The 15,691-nt window shown below is 68.3% G+C and carries 13 protein-coding genes; 8 read left to right on the top strand and 5 right to left on the bottom strand.

The window, feature by feature from the left end:
- The first annotated feature begins 182 nt into the window (after positions 1-182).
- From ACZ6YV_RS24140 to ACZ6YV_RS24165, 6 genes are all read left to right on the top strand, one after another.
- Positions 183-2,807 (top strand): P-loop NTPase fold protein, encoded by a 2,625-nt coding sequence (locus tag ACZ6YV_RS24140; protein ID WP_465511770.1) that lies wholly within the window; start codon positions 183-185, stop codon positions 2,805-2,807.
- A gap of 36 nt (positions 2,808-2,843) precedes the next feature.
- Positions 2,844-4,601, top strand: a complete 1,758-nt coding sequence (locus ACZ6YV_RS24145) for a substrate-binding and vWA domain-containing protein (protein ID WP_465511771.1) — start codon at positions 2,844-2,846, stop codon at positions 4,599-4,601.
- Position 4,602: 1 nt separating this feature from the next.
- Positions 4,603-5,115 carry a hypothetical protein gene (locus ACZ6YV_RS24150; protein WP_465511772.1) on the top strand — a complete coding sequence of 171 codons (513 nt, stop codon included), beginning with the start codon at positions 4,603-4,605 and terminating at the stop codon, positions 5,113-5,115.
- A 50-nt stretch (positions 5,116-5,165) separates the two neighbouring features.
- Positions 5,166-5,531 carry a hypothetical protein gene (locus tag ACZ6YV_RS24155; RefSeq protein ID WP_029715552.1) on the top strand — a complete coding sequence of 122 codons (366 nt, stop codon included), beginning with the start codon at positions 5,166-5,168 and terminating at the stop codon, positions 5,529-5,531.
- Between the two features lie 29 nt (positions 5,532-5,560).
- Positions 5,561-6,262 carry a Crp/Fnr family transcriptional regulator gene (locus ACZ6YV_RS24160; protein ID WP_378237400.1) on the top strand — a complete coding sequence of 234 codons (702 nt, stop codon included), beginning with the start codon at positions 5,561-5,563 and terminating at the stop codon, positions 6,260-6,262.
- Positions 6,263-6,383: 121 nt separating this feature from the next.
- The gene (locus ACZ6YV_RS24165; RefSeq protein WP_378237399.1) at positions 6,384-7,073 is read left to right on the top strand and encodes a hypothetical protein; all 690 of its coding nucleotides are present in this window, start codon (positions 6,384-6,386) and stop codon (positions 7,071-7,073) included.
- Between the two features lie 235 nt (positions 7,074-7,308).
- Here ACZ6YV_RS24165 and ACZ6YV_RS24170 read toward each other — a convergent pair whose 3' ends face one another.
- From ACZ6YV_RS24170 to ACZ6YV_RS24185, 4 genes are all read right to left on the bottom strand, one after another.
- On the bottom strand, positions 7,309-8,760 hold the full coding sequence (locus tag ACZ6YV_RS24170) for a DUF1996 domain-containing protein (protein ID WP_465511773.1): 1,452 nt from the start codon (positions 8,758-8,760) through the stop codon (positions 7,309-7,311).
- Between the two features lie 252 nt (positions 8,761-9,012).
- Positions 9,013-10,530: a tripartite tricarboxylate transporter permease gene (locus tag ACZ6YV_RS24175; RefSeq protein ID WP_465511774.1), complete on the bottom strand. Its 1,518-nt coding sequence runs from the start codon at positions 10,528-10,530 to the stop codon at positions 9,013-9,015.
- Positions 10,530-11,027: a tripartite tricarboxylate transporter TctB family protein gene (locus ACZ6YV_RS24180; RefSeq protein ID WP_378237554.1), complete on the bottom strand. Its 498-nt coding sequence runs from the start codon at positions 11,025-11,027 to the stop codon at positions 10,530-10,532. Before ACZ6YV_RS24180 ends, ACZ6YV_RS24175 begins: the two co-directional genes overlap by 1 nt.
- Before the next feature lie 26 nt (positions 11,028-11,053).
- Positions 11,054-12,022, bottom strand: a complete 969-nt coding sequence (locus ACZ6YV_RS24185) for a Bug family tripartite tricarboxylate transporter substrate binding protein (RefSeq protein ID WP_378237553.1) — start codon at positions 12,020-12,022, stop codon at positions 11,054-11,056.
- Positions 12,023-12,154: 132 nt separating this feature from the next.
- On the opposite strand from ACZ6YV_RS24185, the gene ACZ6YV_RS24190 reads away from it, so the two are divergent.
- Complete coding sequence (locus tag ACZ6YV_RS24190; protein WP_465511775.1) at positions 12,155-13,702, top strand: sensor histidine kinase; 1,548 nt, start codon at positions 12,155-12,157, stop codon at positions 13,700-13,702.
- Positions 13,699-14,361: a response regulator gene (locus tag ACZ6YV_RS24195; protein ID WP_465511776.1), complete on the top strand. Its 663-nt coding sequence runs from the start codon at positions 13,699-13,701 to the stop codon at positions 14,359-14,361. Before ACZ6YV_RS24190 ends, ACZ6YV_RS24195 begins: the two co-directional genes overlap by 4 nt.
- On the opposite strand, the gene ACZ6YV_RS24200 is transcribed toward ACZ6YV_RS24195, so the two are convergent.
- On the bottom strand, positions 14,312-15,601 hold the full coding sequence (locus ACZ6YV_RS24200; RefSeq protein ID WP_465511777.1) for a cation:proton antiporter: 1,290 nt from the start codon (positions 15,599-15,601) through the stop codon (positions 14,312-14,314). The genes ACZ6YV_RS24195 and ACZ6YV_RS24200 overlap by 50 nt on opposite strands.
- Between the last annotated feature and the right edge of the window lie 90 nt (positions 15,602-15,691).

Here is a 15,691-nt window from a genome sequence, read left to right on the forward strand (position 1 = left end):
TCGCGTTAAGGCGTGCTGGAATTTCGGAGCAGTGTCGACACTTTTGTTCTGGCGGGAGGGATCTGTGCGTAATCCTCCGTTGCCTCCGCGTGATGTTAGGACCTGCCGAGGTCGTCGGGGTACCCGCCGATAGTCGCCTGTCGTTAACCATGATCTTGACTCGCCAGGAAGACTGTGCCGTTATGACGACGGCGCGTTTCACCGGCCACGAAGAACCGATCCTCGCGGTCGCGGTGAAGGGGAACAGGCTGGTCACCGGGGGTGCGGACAGGACGGTCCGGGTCTGGGACCTGGAGACCGGCAGTCAGCGGTTCGCGCTGAGCGGCCACGATCGGCCGGTGCTCGCGGTGGGTATCTCGGGGCAGCACGTGGTCGGTTGCGATGGGGCGACGGTGCGACGCTGGCGGCTCGCCGGGCATGAGGCGCAGCCCCCGGAGGTCCAGACCACCAAACGGACCGTCGTGGTCGCGGTGGCGCAGGACTTCGCCGTGTCCGGCGCGGGAAACACCGTCGAGGTCCGGCGGCTGGACGGGGTGACGGTGCGGGGACTGCGCACCGGCGGCCCGGAGATCGAATCGGTCGCGGTGACCCCGGACGGCCGGATCGTCGTCGCCGGTGACGACACCGGCGGAGTCCGGCTGTGGGACAGGGAAGTCGTTTCCCACTACCGGTTCGGCGGCGCGGGCGCGGTCCACGTGGTCGCGGTTTCGGCCGACGGCGAGCGGGTGCTGTCCGGTGAGGGCGAGACTGTCCGGTTGTGGGGACGCAACGGCGATCCGGCCCTCGTCTTCCCCGGGCACGCCGGGGTGGTGCGGACACTGGCCTTCAGCCCGGACGGCAAACTGGTGTTCTCCGGCGGTTCCGGCGGCGAGGTCTGCGTCCGCGACATCGACGACCCGGCCGGGTACACCCTCCTCAAGGGACATCGGGGGAACGTCCGCGCGATCGCCTGCACCGCGGGCAACGAGAAGATCGTCACGGTCGGGGACGACCGCACGATCCGGGTGTGGGACCGCTTCGGCAACCAGATCGACGGCACCGGTTTCGTCGAGCCCAAACCGGGGCGGGCGCGGCCGCGGATCACGCCCGACGTCGAAAGCCCGCTCGACCTGATCGGCTTCCAGGACGACGTGCGCACCCTCGCCGCGGTCATCGCCGACCGCGAGACCAGCCCGCCGCTGTGCGTCGCGCTGCTGGGCCCCTGGGGCTCCGGCAAGTCCAGTTTCGTGCGCCAGGTGACCGACCGGGTGGCCGAACTGGCCCGCCGGTCCCGCGGCGACGCCGCCAGCAGCGTGTTCGCCGGTGAGATCCGGCAGATCCGGTTCAACGCCTGGCAGTACCACGACGACCATCTGTGGGTCGGGCTGGTGGACCACCTGTTCCGGAACCTCGGCGCGCCCGAGGCGCACGCGGACGCCGGCGAGGTCCGTGCCGAACGCGAGGAGCTGCGGACCCGGCTCGCGAGCCTCCGGGCCGTCAAAGGGGACTCCCCGCTCACCTGGCGCTGGCGGCTCCTGGTGTCCGGGGTGGACCAGGCGGAACGTCGTCGGCGGCGCCTCGCCGTCGCGGGCTACGCGGTGCTGTGGGTACTCGGCGTCGTCGCGGCGATCACCGGCTGGGCCTTGTGGCACAACGTGATCCTCGCCGCGGCGGGTGCCGTCGTCGCGCTCGGCGCCGTGCTGACCCCGGCGCTCACCACGGCCAAGGCGGCGCTCGCACCGGTGAAGTCCACATTGGACAGATTGCGGAATGACGTCGACAAACGCGCCGAACGGTTCGAGACCGAGGTCCGCGAGACCGAGGAACGGCTCCGGCGGCTGGACGCGGCCACCCGGCTCGGTGACCTGATCGAAGAGGCGAAGACCGGCCGATACGGGGACTACCAAGGGGTTTTCGCCCGTGTCCGGGAAGATCTCGCGGGCCTGAGCGCCGATCTGGTGGACGCGCGGAAGGAATGGCAGCTGGCGGGCGGAAAGGGCGAGCCGCCGCTGGAACGGATCGTGCTCTACATCGACGACCTCGACCGCTGCCCGCCGTCGAAGGTCATCGAGGTGCTCGCCGCGGTACACCTGCTGCTGGCCCTGCCCGCGTTCGTCGTGGTGGTGGCCGTCGATCCGAGGTGGCTGCGGCGATGCCTCGACCAGCACCACGAGGAGCTGTTCGGCGCCGGGGAGGAGAGGCGGACGGAGTACCTCGACAAGATCTTCCAGATCGTGTTCGCCCTGCGCCCCATGGGAGCCGCGGCGGACGAACTGATCGACGTCCTGATGCCGATCGAAGGACGGGAGCCGTCGGCGCGCGGGCACGAAGAATGGGCCGAGGACGGCTTCGAACGCGGGGAAAGCGAGGAACCGGTGCAGGTCCTGGTCGAGGACACGGCCCCGCCGACGTTCTACAACATGCGGCCCGACCGGTTGCGGCTCACCGAGGTCGAACGCGATTTCGTCCACGTCCTCCGGAAAAGACTGAACACACCGCGCGAGATCCGGAAACTGGTCAACCTGTACCGGCTCGTGCGCATCGGCATTCCCGACGCGGAACTGGCGCGGTTCGTCGGCGGCCCGTATCGGGCGGTGCTCGTCCTGCTGACGCTCTTGGTCGCCGATCCGGCCGCCGCGCGCTCGACTTTCGTCGCGCTTTCCGGCGGCGAATCGCCGCGGGAAGCCTTTCCACCTGAATGGCGGCTAGACGTCGAATCCTTCGATGATCTACAGGCCTATCGGAATTGGGTGGGCACCCTCGCCCGCTTCAGTTTCGAAACCTATGATCTCGTGACCGAGGAAACGGAACCGGGAACCACGTTGTAGCTACACTTGCCCGCTATAACGGCAAGGGGGCGGCGTATGCGGAGATCAGGCTGGCTTTCGCTCGTCTTCGGCGCGCTCGTCGGGACGCTCGTGATCGTCCTGCTCGCGACCACGGTCACCGCGCCTTCGAACGCGGCCAGGGCCGACTGCGTCCGGCTGGTCACCAGTTCTTCCACGGAGAAGGGCGACCTGATCGCCGAACTGGCCGAGCGGTACAACAACACCGGCCGGACGTTCGACGGCGGCCGGTGCGCGAAGGTCGAAGCGTTCAAGAAGACCTCGGGGGCCGCGCTCGACCTCATCGCCGACGGCTGGAACGACATCGACGAACACCAGCCCGAGCCCCAGGCCTGGCTGCCGAGTTCGTCGCTCTGGCTCGATCTGCTGCGCCAGCGCGGCAAGGGGGACCTGATCCAGGACCGCCCGAAGAACTCGCTCGCCACGAGCCCGATGGTGATCGCGATGCCGGAGCCGATGGCCAAGGAGCTGGGCTGGCCCGCGAAGAGCATCGGCTGGCGGGACATGCTCGAGGTGAACCGGAAGGGCGGCTGGGGCGCGATCAGCCCGCAGAACGCGGCGTGGGGGAACTTCACGCTGGGCAAGGACAATCCACGCCGGTCGACCTCGGGCCTCGCCGCGACCATCTCGACCTACTTCGCGGCGACGGGCGGCGATTACGGCAAGCTCGACGGCGCGGACGCCGTGCAGTTCGTCCGCGGCGTCGAGGCGTCGGTCGCCTACTACAGCGACGATTCGGTGGCCTTCCTGAAGACACTGTACGAAGAGGACCAGAAGAAGCCCACGCCGTACATCAGCGCGATGGCGATGCAGGAACAGATGGTCTACCTCTACAACCACGGCGCACCGACAGGGAACCCGAAGCAGTTGCACGACGATCCCGCCCCCCTGAACCGGCCGCTGGTCGCCGTGCACCCGAGCGAGGGGACGATGCTGATCGATCATCCCTTCCTGACCACGGCCAAGGCGTCACCGGAACAGCGCGCGGCGGCCAAGGACTTCTCCGACTTCCTCCGGGAACCGGCGCAACAGGACCGCTTCCGCGATCTCGGCTTCCGTGATCCGGAGGGCCGCGGGAACGACAAGCTGGCCAAGGGCGTGCACACCGGAGGGATCGCCGAGCCGCGGCGCATCGAGATCCCCACCGGCGAGCAGATCCAGAAGATGCTGGACGGCTGGGAGTACACGCAACGGCGCGGCCGGATCCTGCTGGTGCTGGATCTGTCGGGATCGATGGGCGAGCCGTTCGACAAGAACCGCAAGGACAAGCCGTACTCCGAGCGCCGGATCGACCTGCTGAAACCCGCGATCAAGAAACAGCTCGAGTACCTGCATCCCGAAGACGAGGTCGGGCTGTGGACCTTCTCGAACAAGTACGAGGAGAAAGTGCCGATCGGCAAGGTGAAGAACGTCCGTGGACCGATGATCGACCTGGTCGAGAACCTGACCCCCAAGGGGGACACGGCGCTCTACGACACCGTGGTGAAAGCCAACGACGAGATGCGGCGGACGTTCGACCCGAACGTCATCAACGCCATCGTCTTCCTGACCGACGGCGAGAACACCGGTATCGGGACCACCAAAGAGCAGGCGCTCCAGGCCGTCGACGCCGAACGGCTGGACAACTCCGTCCGGATCTTCACCATGGCCTACGGCGCTCAGGCGGACAGTCGCGTTCTCGACGAGATCGCGCAGAAGTCCAAGGCCCGCAGCTATCAGGCCGTGGACCCGCAGGGCATCGACAAGATGTTCGTCAACGTCTTCAGTAACTTCTGACATGGCCGAGCACGACAACCGCCCGTTCCACGTCGTGGCCTGCGTCCTCGCGCTGATCGCCGGGCTGATCGGCCGCGCGGTGACCTATCCGCATCCGGCGGCGTGGCTCTTCGGCGCCGTCGCCGTCTTCGCCGTGCTGCTTCCCGCCGAAGTCGCGTTCTTCGTGTTGAACGGCAGGCGATCGAAGCCGGTGAGGGAGGTCCGCGCGCCGGAACCCGCCGGCGTCTACGACCACTTCAGTCTGCTCGGGCGGGCGCTGACGGCCATCGAAACGGTGCAGCCAGGCGAATCGGAGCTTTCGGGGGTCTTCCGGCAGGCGGTGGCGAGGCTCGAAAGCCGTCGGAGTGAGAACGGGTCCGAGGTCCTCGAACTGCGGGTGACGGTGAAACAGACCACCGAAAAGCTGGAGCGACACGCGCGAGATGAGAACCCGGATCCGGTGATGCTCGTCGAGCGGATGAGGGTGTATCGGGAAACACTCGAAGAGGCCATCGCAGTGGTCGAACCACGCTGAGTGTTCGGTGCCGAACAGACTACGGCCGTGCGTCATGCTGATCTGACAGTATGCCGTTGATCGGGCGCCGGGTTGTCGAGGGCGTGGAACATGTGGTCGTACCGGTGGAGCACCGGTTCAGCCTGGAGGAAGCCGTGCTGGCGGTGATGGCCGCCAAGAGCACTGTGCGGCCCGCTCCAGGAATCAAGGTCGCTCCGCTGAAGGTGTCAGAGGTACGGTCAGCGCTGCTCTATGCGGCGAAGCACGCCGATAGGCGACACCAGATCGTGGACAGCTATTTCGTCGAGGCCGAAGACGGACCGTTGCACCGGCTGGCCGAGTGGATCAGGTTGGAGCTGGTCCGGCTGGGCATCTTCACCACCCATGATGGTTCCGCCGCCGGATCGGGTGGCCGATTCGGTTACTCTCCGCGATAGGTGTTCACGACTGCCTGGGAGGGTGTTTCGTGGGTTTGGGCCCGGAGGCCGCCGAAGAGAGAGAACGTCCGTTCCTGGAGCGGCTGGACGAACCCGTCCGTGCCCGGTTGCTGGAGATGGGTACCCCGCAGACCTACGACAGCAGACAGGCGCTGATGCGGGCGGGTGAGCCCGGCGACTTCGTCATGCTGCTGCGGCACGGCTATGTGAAGGTGACCAGCGCCGACCGGATGGGTGCGACGGTCATCCTCGACGTCGGCGTGCCCGGCGATCTGCACGGCGAGATAGCGGTGATCGCGGGCGGCATCCGGATGGCCGACGTCGTCGCCATCGAGGAAGTGCACGTCCGGCGCATCGCGGCGAGCGAGTTCAACCGGTTCCTGCTGGATCATCCGGCGGCGATGCGGGAGGTGCTCGTCAGTGTCGCCCGCCGGTTCGTGCTCGCCCAGCGGCAGCGGACGCAGTCCTGGAAACCGCAGGCGGTGGCACGGGTCGCGACGCGGCTGGACTACCTCGTCGACGTCTGTGGCATCCGGACACCCGCCGGCTGGCGGATCGGGATCCCGCTGAGCCAGGACGAACTCGCCCAGTTCATCCCGATGGGCCGGACCATGGTCGCGCAGGCTCTGGACAAGCTCCGGAAGGCGGGAGTCGTGGCCAGTTCGCGCCGTGCGATCACCGTCATCGACCGCGAGGCATTGCGCGTGATCACGGAAAAAGGTGTGACTTAGCTCACTGGCGTTGACCAGCGCGGGGTCAGGTTTTGTTCGGTTCCGAACAGAACTTCCGGTGAGGAGTGGGAACACTGCTTCCTGCCGCCAGTTTTCACCGATCAGGGGAGGGGTCGCAGAGATGCAGGTGCTGACCTCAGGCCACTACAACGCGCACACCCACGCCGTACTTTCCGTCGACATCGTCGGTTCGTCCAAGGCCAGTGACGACCTGCTGGACCCGATGAAGACCGAGATGGAAACGCTGGTTTCCCGCTCTTTCAACGCGGTGGGACTCGCTCCGGGGGATGCGCGTCACTTCCGGGAGACCGGGGACGGGCTGATGGTCGCCTATCCGGACCACGCCGTCGGCCAGCTCTGCGAGGTCGCGTTCCATCTGGACCATCTGCTCCGGACCCGCAACCGCTACGCCCGTGTCCCGATGCGGGCGCGGGTGGCGGTCCACATGGGACCGATGGCGGACAACCACCGGTACCACCGCACCTACATCACGCTGACCAGGCTGTTGTGCGCCTCGACCTTCAACGACGCCGTCGGCTACTGGTGCCGTTCGGACCCGACGGGCGACAAGTTCGGCGCCGGGATGATCGTCTCGCAATCCGTGTGGCGCAACGTGGTCGAGCCGTTCGGGGTCGCGCTGGTCCCGCCCGCGCGCTGCGCCCGGATCAGCGTCACGACCCCGGACTTCGCGGACAGCGCGTGGATCCACTTGCCCGGCCTGGACGCCGAAGCGGTCCTCGCCGAACTGAACCCCGCTGTCGCGGTGCCGCTCGTGTTCAACCGGGTGAGCCGGTTGTCGACGACGGCCTGACCCACAGACCGGGCGGTCCGGTTTCCAGGGAGGGAAAGCCGTATCGCTCGCCGGTTTCTGGCCCGGTACCCCTACGCCGGGCCAGGAACCGGACCCCCGGCGCGGGGGGTCGGGGGCGCGGGTCATCCCCGCCGCGCCCCCTGACCAGGAAATGTCAGGAAAGGGTCGTTCAAGACACGCTTGATCAGCGCTGTTCGTCCTGAACGACCCTTTCATGACATCCCGCGGACTTCGCCTACTGGCGGCAGCGCTTACCGCTGTTGACGCACTTCACCAGCTGGTTCATCAGCCGCTGCGACATGACGTTCGCGAAGTCGTCGTGATCGGAGCGCGGGTTGTGTTTCTCCTGCGCGAAAGCGTCGACCGCGTACTGCCCGGCCGCCTGGATGTCCGGCGGGATGTTGTACACCAGCGTGATCCGCAGCTGCGGCACGTTCTTGAAGCCGCGCGGGCATTTCCCGTTGCGGTCGGAGAACACGATATGCGTGCGGTGGTTCGCGCTGTCGGTGTTCTTCCCGTCCCAGCAGTTCGGGAACGCGTGGATCCGGGCGATCTTGCTGCCCTGCGGGCAGATCGGGTACAGCTCGGTGAGCCGGTCCTCGAAGCCGGTGCAGGTCCAGCTGGGCCGGGCGTTGGCCGGGCCGTTGGTGCTCTGTTTGGCGTCGCCGTAGAGCACGCGCAGGAACTTCGGCATCGCGACGACGCGACGGGCGCCGCCGCTGGTGAAGGTCAGGTCCGCCTTCTCAGGGCGCTGGATCTCGCCCTCGTTGTTGCCGATCTCGTTGTTGCCGTCGACGCCGGGCAGGTCGGCGGCCTTGCCGTCGGACTTCTTCTTCTCGGCGTCGCCGGCACCGGCGGCGTTGACGTTGCTGTTCTGGCCGCCGTTGTCGAGGCCGCCTTCGCCGTTCTGCTTCACCGCGCAGCCGGCGAGCTGGTCTTCGTTCTTCTCGACAGCCTTGCCCGCCTGCTTCATGGTGTCGCTGATCTTCTTGATCGACGGCTTCCGCTTGTCCTTCAGCTCGTCGAGCACCTGGCCCGCTTGTTTTCCTTGCGCCAGCTGGTTGTTCGCGTTGTCGGAATCCTGGTCGAGCTTGTCGAGGTTCTCCTCGACCGCGGGCGTGGCCTGGTCGGGAACGTCACTGAGCTCACTGAGTTCGCTGGCGACGTCGGGGCAGTCGACCTGGGCGCCCGCCTCGTCCTTGGCCGCGTCGACGCGGTCGGCGGCGAGTTTCTCGTCGTTCGCCGCCGCGTTCTCTTCCTCTTCCTCGGTGTCGATCCGGATGACCGGCCAGAAGTAGGCCGACTTGTCCCCGTTCTTGCAGGTGGTGCCCGCGCGCAGCAGGCTCTTGTTGTTCGAGTCGGCGTTGGTCGAGAGGTTCCCGACGTAGTCGTGGAGGTGCTCGGCTCCATTGCGGACGCCGGGCTGCGCGATGAAGTTGTCGCCGTTGAAGTGGCCGTTCTCGTTGCGGCCGCAGTCCACGGTGAACGTCCCTCGGGCGCCTCGTTTCGCGAGGTCGAGGTTGACGTTGTTGCCGCGGGGAACCTTCTTGATGTCGATGAAGAACGACTTGTCCGCGCCGTCCGCCCTTGCCGAGTCGGGGGTTCCGGTCGTGTTGACCACGACGATCCCGCCGACGGCGAGGGAGAGCGCGATGGCGCCGGTGGCGACCTTGGTGCGACGCGCCATGCGGTGACGTCCGGCGGTTCTTTGGTTACGGGGCATGAACTTGTTCACCTCGTTCGGTGTCGTTGCGCGAAGCCCGGGGGATGCGGCACCGGCAGTGCCGGCGTCACTGACTCCGCGTTGGCTGAAACGGCCCCGAAGCAAGGTCGGTTCAAAAAGCGATCTTGCCGTTATCTTTTCGTTATATTAATTGTTCCCCAGGACGCGAGAAGGCCCGGCCTCGGGGCAGTCGAGGCCGGGCCGGATTCCCACTGGTCAGGCGTCCACCTTGTCCTTGGGCTCCGCCTCGGAGGCGGTGGGACGGGCAGGCAGGAAACGCTTGATCAACGGGAAGAACAGGATCACCAGGATGATCACGTAGACCACGATCGCGAACGGGGTGTTGAACAATCCGCCCAGGCTGCCGTCACTGAGCTGCAGCGCGCGCCGCATCTGCTGTTCGGCGGCCGGGCCGAGGATCACGCCGATGATCGCCGGCAGCACCGGCAGGCCGTAGCGGCGCATCGCGAACCCGATCAGACCGATCACGAACATCACCAGCAGATCGAAGATGTCCGCGTTGACCGCGTACGCGCCGACACTGGCGAAGAACAGGATGCCCGCGTAGAGGTACGGCCGCGGGATCCGCAGCAGCTTCGCCCACAGCGGCGCCAGCGGCAGGTTCAGCACCAGCAGCAGCGTCAGGCCGACGAACAGCGAGGCGATCAGGCCCCACACCAGCGAAGACTCCCGTTCGAACAGCAGTGGTCCCGGCTGGATGCCGTACTGCTGGAACGCCGCCAGCATCACGGCCGCGACCGCGGTGGTCGGCAGGCCGAGCGTCAGCATCGAGACCAGCGTTCCGGCGGCCGACGCCGACGCCGTCGCTTCCGGACCCGCGACGCCTTCGATGGCGCCCTTGCCGAACTCGTCCTTGTGCTTCGAGAGCCGCTTTTCCGTGACATACGAGAGGAACGTCGGGATCTCCGCGCCACCCGCGGGCACCGCGCCGAACGGGAACCCGATGAGCGGTCCGCGCAGCCACGGCTTCCAGGTGCGCTTCAGGTCGGCGCGCGAGAGCCACGGCCTGCCGACCGGGATCGGTTTGAACGCGTTGCGCCGCAGGTGCGCGGCGACCCAAAGGGACTCGCCGACCGCGAACAGCGCGACCGCCACGATCACCACGTCGATGCCGTCGGCCAGGTGCAGCGAGCCGAAAGTCAGCCGCTGCTGGCCGGTCATCTCGTCCAGGCCGACCAGGCCGATGGTGAGCCCGATCAGCAGCGACGCCACGCCGCGGATGCGGGAACTGCCGAGCACCGAGGTGACCGCGATGAACGCCAGCACCATGATCGCGAACAGGTCCGGCGCGCCGATGTCGACGGCGTGCTTCGCGATCACCGGGGCCAGGATGACCAGCGCGATCGTGCCGAGGATGCCGCCGACGAAATGCCCGATCGCGGCCGCTGCAAGCGCTTGCGCGCCGCGACCCTTGCGGGCCATCGGGTTGCCGTCGATGGCCGCGACCACCGCCGCGCTCTCACCCGGGGTGTTCAGCAGGATCGACGTCGTCGAGCCGCCGAACATCCCGCCGTAGTAGATGCCGGCGAACATGATGAACGCGCCGGTGGGCTCCAGGCCGTAGGTCACCGGGAGCAGCAGGGCCACCGCCATGGCCGGGCCGATGCCCGGCAGCACGCCGATCGCGGTGCCCAGCAGGACCCCGATCGCCGCCATCGCGATATGCGTGGGGGTCAGCGCGGTGCCGAAGCCGTCGATGAGTTGCTGGAACATCAGAACACCTCCATCAACGGGCCACCGGGGAGCGGGACACCGAGCAGGTTGTTGAAGACCAGGAAGGTCACGACGGACATGCCCGCCGCGATCAGCGGGTCACGCACCAGGTTGCGGCTGCCGAGCGCGTACGCCGCGCCCCAGAACAGGATCGCGCCCGAGATCGGGAACCCGACCAGGCCGATCAGTGCCGCGTTGGCGAGGAACGCGCCGCACAGCAACAGGACCGTGCGCAGGTCGGCGGGCTCGGTGAGGTCGATGTCCTCGCCGCCCTCGGCCTCGCCCTTGCCGCCGCGCAGTACGTCGCGCGCCAGCAGCACGGCGACGAGCAGCAGCAGGGAGCCGACCAGGATCGGCACCGCCTTCGGCCCCACCGGTCCGCGCTGGGCGAAGTCGGTGGGGATGCTCAGCGCGTCGGTGAGCACCAGTACGCCGAGCGCCAGGAGCCCGACGCTCACCCCGAGTTCGGAGCGCTCCTTCAGCCACGTGGTCGTCATGCGAGACCCAGCCATGCGAGACCCAGTCATGCCAGACCCAGCTCTTTCAGCACCGTTGCCACTCGCGTGTTCTCCTCTTTGAGAAACGAACCGAACTGCTCGCCGGGAGCGAACGCCCCGGTCCATCCGTTGCGCTGCAAGGCTTCCTGCCACTGCGGCGTCTTCTGCAGCCGCTCGAACAGGCTGACCAGCTTCGCGCGGTCCGCCTCGGTGATGCCGGGCGGTGCGACGATGCCGCGCCAGTTGGTGAACTTGACGTCCACCCCGGACTCCGAGAGCGTCGGCGCGTCGATCCCGGGGATGCGCTTCTCGCTGGTCACCGCCAGCACCCGGAGCGTGCCCGCGGCGATCTGGTCGCGGTATTCGCCGACGCCCGAGACGCCGAACGCGACCTTGCCGCCGAGGACCGACGCGAGCAGTTCGCCACCGCCGTCGAACTGGACGTAGTTGACCGTCTTGGGCGCGAGCCCGACGGCCTTCGCCATCAGCATCGGCGCCAGGTGGTCGGGGCCGCCGGGGGACGAACCGCCGCCGACCTGGACCGCGCCCGGGTCCCTCTTCCACGCTTCGACCAGCTGGCCGATCGTCTGATAAGGCGAGTCCTTGCCGACCACGACGATGTCGGACTCTTCGATCAGCTTCGCCACCGGCGTGGTGTCGAGCAGCGAAGACGGCGACTTGTTCGTGAACACGCTGCCGACGACGCCGAGTCCCATCGACATGACGAGTTTGCCGTTGCCGCGTTCGGCCACCGTGCGCCCGAGGCCGACCGTGCCGCCGGCGCCGGGGAGGTTGAACACCTCCGCGTTGCCGAGCAGGTCGGCGTCCTCCATCGCCTTGGTCGCCGTGCGGGCCGTGATGTCGTAACCGCCGCCGGGCGCGTTGGGCACGAGGACCCGCAACGACCGGATCTGCGAGCCCTCGTCGGCCTCGCTGCCCGGGGTGAGCAACGGTGGCACCAGCAAGACGGCGACAAGCGCCGCCGCGATGGCCAACCAGCTACTGGGCTTCACTGTGATCCCCGCCTCTCTGCCGCGTGGTTGGACATGTTGCACTCGTGTAAACAGAGATGTCCCGCTTGCGGGCCCAATGGTTGTTGTGGTCGTTTTGGTCACGCGGAGGTGGCGATGGGTGCTCGGGGTTCCTTGGCCCGCCAGCTCCTCGTGTGGCAACTGGTAGTCGTCACGTGCCTACTGTGCGCGGTGGGCGTGCTGGCCGTCACCCAGGCGGGGAACAACTTCCGCACCACCGAGGGACGCCGGGTGCTCTCGGTCGCGGAGACCGTCGCCGCGCAGGGTGTCGTCGGCGACCTCGAAAACGGCCCGTTCGAACTCAACGCGCCCGCGGAGACCGCGCGGAGCCTCTCCGGGGTCGATTTCGTCGTCATCGCCGACGCCCAGCGTTATGTGCTCGCTTCGCCGTATCCGGATCAGCTCCGGAGCACGCTCGACATCGGCGAGAGCACCGTCCTTTCCGGACGGTCGTGGGTCGGCGAGGTCGACGGTTCGATCGTGGCGCACGTCCCGGTGCTCGACGAAAAGGGCGGCACGGTGGTCCGCATGGTCGCGGCCGGCTCGAAGTCGCCCGGCTTCTTCGCCGGTTTCCTCGACTCGCCGGACAACGCGCTGCGGGTGCTGGGTGTCGCGCTGGTGATCGGCGTGAGTGGTTCGCTGCTGCTGGCGCGGCGGGTGAAGAACCAGACGCTCGGCCTGGAGCCGCACGAGATCACCGCGCTGGTGGAGAACCGGGAGGCGCTCCTGCACGGCATCAAGGAGGGCGTCGTCGGGCTGGATCCGCAGCACCGGATCACCCTGGTGAACGATCACGCCCGCGAACTGCTGGCCCTGCCCGACGACGCGGTCGGCCGGTCGGTCGAAGACCTCGACCTCAACGAGCGGATCCGCGACCTGCTCACCGGCCGCGCGACCGGCGCCGACCAGATCGTGCTGCGGCAGGGGAAGGTGCTGACCCTGAACCGGATGCCCATCGACGTGCGGGGCGCCGTCGTCACCTTGCGCGACCGCACGGATCTGATGACCCTGCGGGACGAACTCGACGCCAGCAGGCACGCCACCGACACGTTGCGGGCACAGGCGCACGAGTTCAGCAACCGGCTGCACACCATCTCCGGCCTGCTGGAACTCGGGGAATACGACGAGGTGCGCGGCTACGTCAGCCGGATCAGCTCGGCGCAGGGGGAGTGGCGCGCGGAGGTCGGTTCGCGGATCGGCGATCCGGCGGTGGCGGCGCTGCTGATCGCGAAGGCGTCGCTGGCCGCGGAACGCGGGGTCGGGCTGCGCATGGCGCCGGACAGCGAATTGGACCGGGTCGAGGACGCCCTTTCGACGGATTTGGTGACCGTGCTGGGAAATCTCGTCGACAACGCGCTGGACGCGCTGAGTTCGGCCAAACAGGGCGGCGAGCAGGGCTGGATCGAGGTCGGTGTGTGGCAGGAGGAGGACGAAGTGCGGGTGGAGGTCCGCGATTCCGGTCCGGGAGTCGCTCCGGAGATCGCGGAAGAGGTGTTCAAGCACGGCTTCACCACGAAGGCGGCCGCGCACGGGCAGCGCGGTCTCGGGCTCGCGCTGATCCGGCAGGCGTGCGTCCGGCGGGGCGGTTCCGTCGAGGTGCACAACTCCGGTGGCGCGGTGTTCACGGCGAGGTTGCCGCGATGATCCGGGTACTCGTCGTCGACGACGATTTCATGGTCGCGAAAGTCCACAGTGGATACGTCACGCGCACGGAGGGGTTCGCCGTGGTCGGGGTCGCGCACACCGGTGCCGACGCGATCCGCCTGGCGCGGGAGCTGAAGCCGGATCTGGTGCTGCTGGACGTCTACCTGCCCGATCTCGACGGGCTTTCCGTGCTGCGGGAACTGCGCGCCACCGAAGACGTCGACGTCATCCTGATCACCGCCGCGACCGACGTGGAAACCGTGCGGCAGGCGATGCGGGGCGGGGTCCTGCACTACCTGATCAAACCGTTCGAGTACGCGTCGCTGCGTGATCAGCTCACCCATTTCGCGTCGCTGCACCGGCGGCTGGACAGGCTGGCCGAGGCCGGGCAGGCCGACGTCGACCAGGTCTTCGGTGCGCGGCCGAGCGCGAAACCCGTGCTGCCCAAGGGACTCACCGCCGAGACCGCGCGGCTGGTGGAGACCGCGCTGCGGGGCGCGTCCGGCGGGATGTCCGCGAGCGAATGCGCCGAGGCGACCGGCGTCGCCCGGGTGAGCGCGCGCCGGTACCTCGAGCATTTCGTGGCGACGGGGAAGGCCGAGGTGACCCTCAAGTACGGCGGGACCGGCCGGCCCGAACGGCGTTACGTGTGGAGCTGACGGGGAGCAGCAGATCCTCGTCAGCGGCGCGGAGGCGGGCCAGCGGGCCGGTGATCGCGGTGGTGACGACGGCGATCAGCACGATGATCGTGTAGCCGAGCGCGTTGATCAGGCCGTGCTGCAGGCCGACGTTGGCGATGACCAGTTCGGTGATCCCGCGGCAGTTCATCAGCGCGCCGAGCCGCAGCGCCTGACGCCCGCCCTTGCCCGCCAGGGTCGCCGCCCCGGCGGTGCCGGCGAACTTCGAGAGCATGGCGACGGCCAGCCCCGCCGCCAGCAGCAGCCAGCCAGCCTGGCCACCGAAGGCGGCGAAGTTCGCCTTCTGGCCCACGCTGGCGAAGAACAGCGGAAGCAGGACCACCACCGCGAAGTCGTTCAGCTTCGCCCCGGCCCGGACGACGACGTCCTGGCCGCGGGGGAGGAGCACCCCGAACAGGAACGCGCCGATGACCGGGTGCAGGCCGATGGCGTCGGTGACGGCGGCGAACGCCACGGCCCCGGTGACCAGGAACGCCGCGATCGCCCGTTCGCCGGTGCCGCGCCGCGCCGCTCGCCGCAGGACGGCCGCCAGCGCGGGCCGGACAAGGGTGAACGAGACGATCAGCAGCACGACCGCGATCAGGCCGCGGACGACGACCGTGCCCGCGTCACCCGCCCCCGCGGCGGCGAGGACGACGGCCAGGATCGCCCAGGCCAGCCCGTCCCCGATCGACGCGACCGCGAGCGCGAGGGTGCCGGTCGGGGACCCCTCGACGCGGTGATCGGTCAGGATCCGCGCGAGGACCGGCATCGCGGTGATCGAGATCGCGAGCCCGAAGAACACCAAGTACGCCGCGAACGGGACGCCCGGCGGCGCGAACCACTCGCCCACCGAGGCGGCGAAACCGAAGCCCGCCGCGAACGGCACCGCGATCGTGCCCGCCACGATCAGGCCGATGCTGCGCCGGTCACCGTCGAGCAGCTCGGTCCGGAGTTCGCTGCCGAGCAGCAGCATGAACACGACGAGCCCGAGCTGCCCGGCGAGATCGATCGTGGTGAGCAGGGCGGGGGTGAACAGCGCGTGGTGCGCGCCGGGGACGATCGCGCCCAGCAGCGACGGGCCGAGGAGCAGCGCCCCGGCCAGTTCCCCGACCACCGGCGGCTGGCGCAGCCTGCCGCACAGCGCGCCTGCCAGGTGACAGACACAGAGGACGAGGGCCACCACGAGAAGGAACCGGGTGAGCTGCTCGAAGGCGGGCATGGTTCTTCTTTCCGTGCGATGGGCGGGTAGGGCGGGGGCGTCGGTCAGGTTGCGGTGAGCGAAGACGGAACTCGCGTGATCAGGAACGTG

It is taken from the genome of Amycolatopsis sp. NPDC102522 (assembly GCF_055584485.1).

Excerpts from the sequence above, each read along its gene's own strand:
- ACZ6YV_RS24200 (WP_465511777.1), bottom strand. The coding sequence starts at position 15,601 with ATGCCCGCCTTCGAGCAGCTCACCCGGTTCCTTCTCGTGGTGGCCCTC.
- ACZ6YV_RS24140 (WP_465511770.1), top strand. The coding sequence starts at position 183 with ATGACGACGGCGCGTTTCACCGGCCACGAAGAACCGATCCTCGCGGTC.
- ACZ6YV_RS24150 (WP_465511772.1), top strand. The coding sequence starts at position 4,603 with ATGGCCGAGCACGACAACCGCCCGTTCCACGTCGTGGCCTGCGTCCTC.
- ACZ6YV_RS24175 (WP_465511774.1), bottom strand. The coding sequence starts at position 10,530 with ATGTTCCAGCAACTCATCGACGGCTTCGGCACCGCGCTGACCCCCACG.
- ACZ6YV_RS24155 (WP_029715552.1), top strand. The coding sequence starts at position 5,166 with ATGCCGTTGATCGGGCGCCGGGTTGTCGAGGGCGTGGAACATGTGGTC.
- ACZ6YV_RS24180 (WP_378237554.1), bottom strand. The coding sequence starts at position 11,027 with ATGACGACCACGTGGCTGAAGGAGCGCTCCGAACTCGGGGTGAGCGTC.
- ACZ6YV_RS24145 (WP_465511771.1), top strand. The coding sequence starts at position 2,844 with ATGCGGAGATCAGGCTGGCTTTCGCTCGTCTTCGGCGCGCTCGTCGGG.
- ACZ6YV_RS24195 (WP_465511776.1), top strand. The coding sequence starts at position 13,699 with ATGATCCGGGTACTCGTCGTCGACGACGATTTCATGGTCGCGAAAGTC.
- ACZ6YV_RS24165 (WP_378237399.1), top strand. The coding sequence starts at position 6,384 with ATGCAGGTGCTGACCTCAGGCCACTACAACGCGCACACCCACGCCGTA.
- ACZ6YV_RS24190 (WP_465511775.1), top strand. The coding sequence starts at position 12,155 with ATGGGTGCTCGGGGTTCCTTGGCCCGCCAGCTCCTCGTGTGGCAACTG.
- ACZ6YV_RS24170 (WP_465511773.1), bottom strand. The coding sequence starts at position 8,760 with ATGGCGCGTCGCACCAAGGTCGCCACCGGCGCCATCGCGCTCTCCCTC.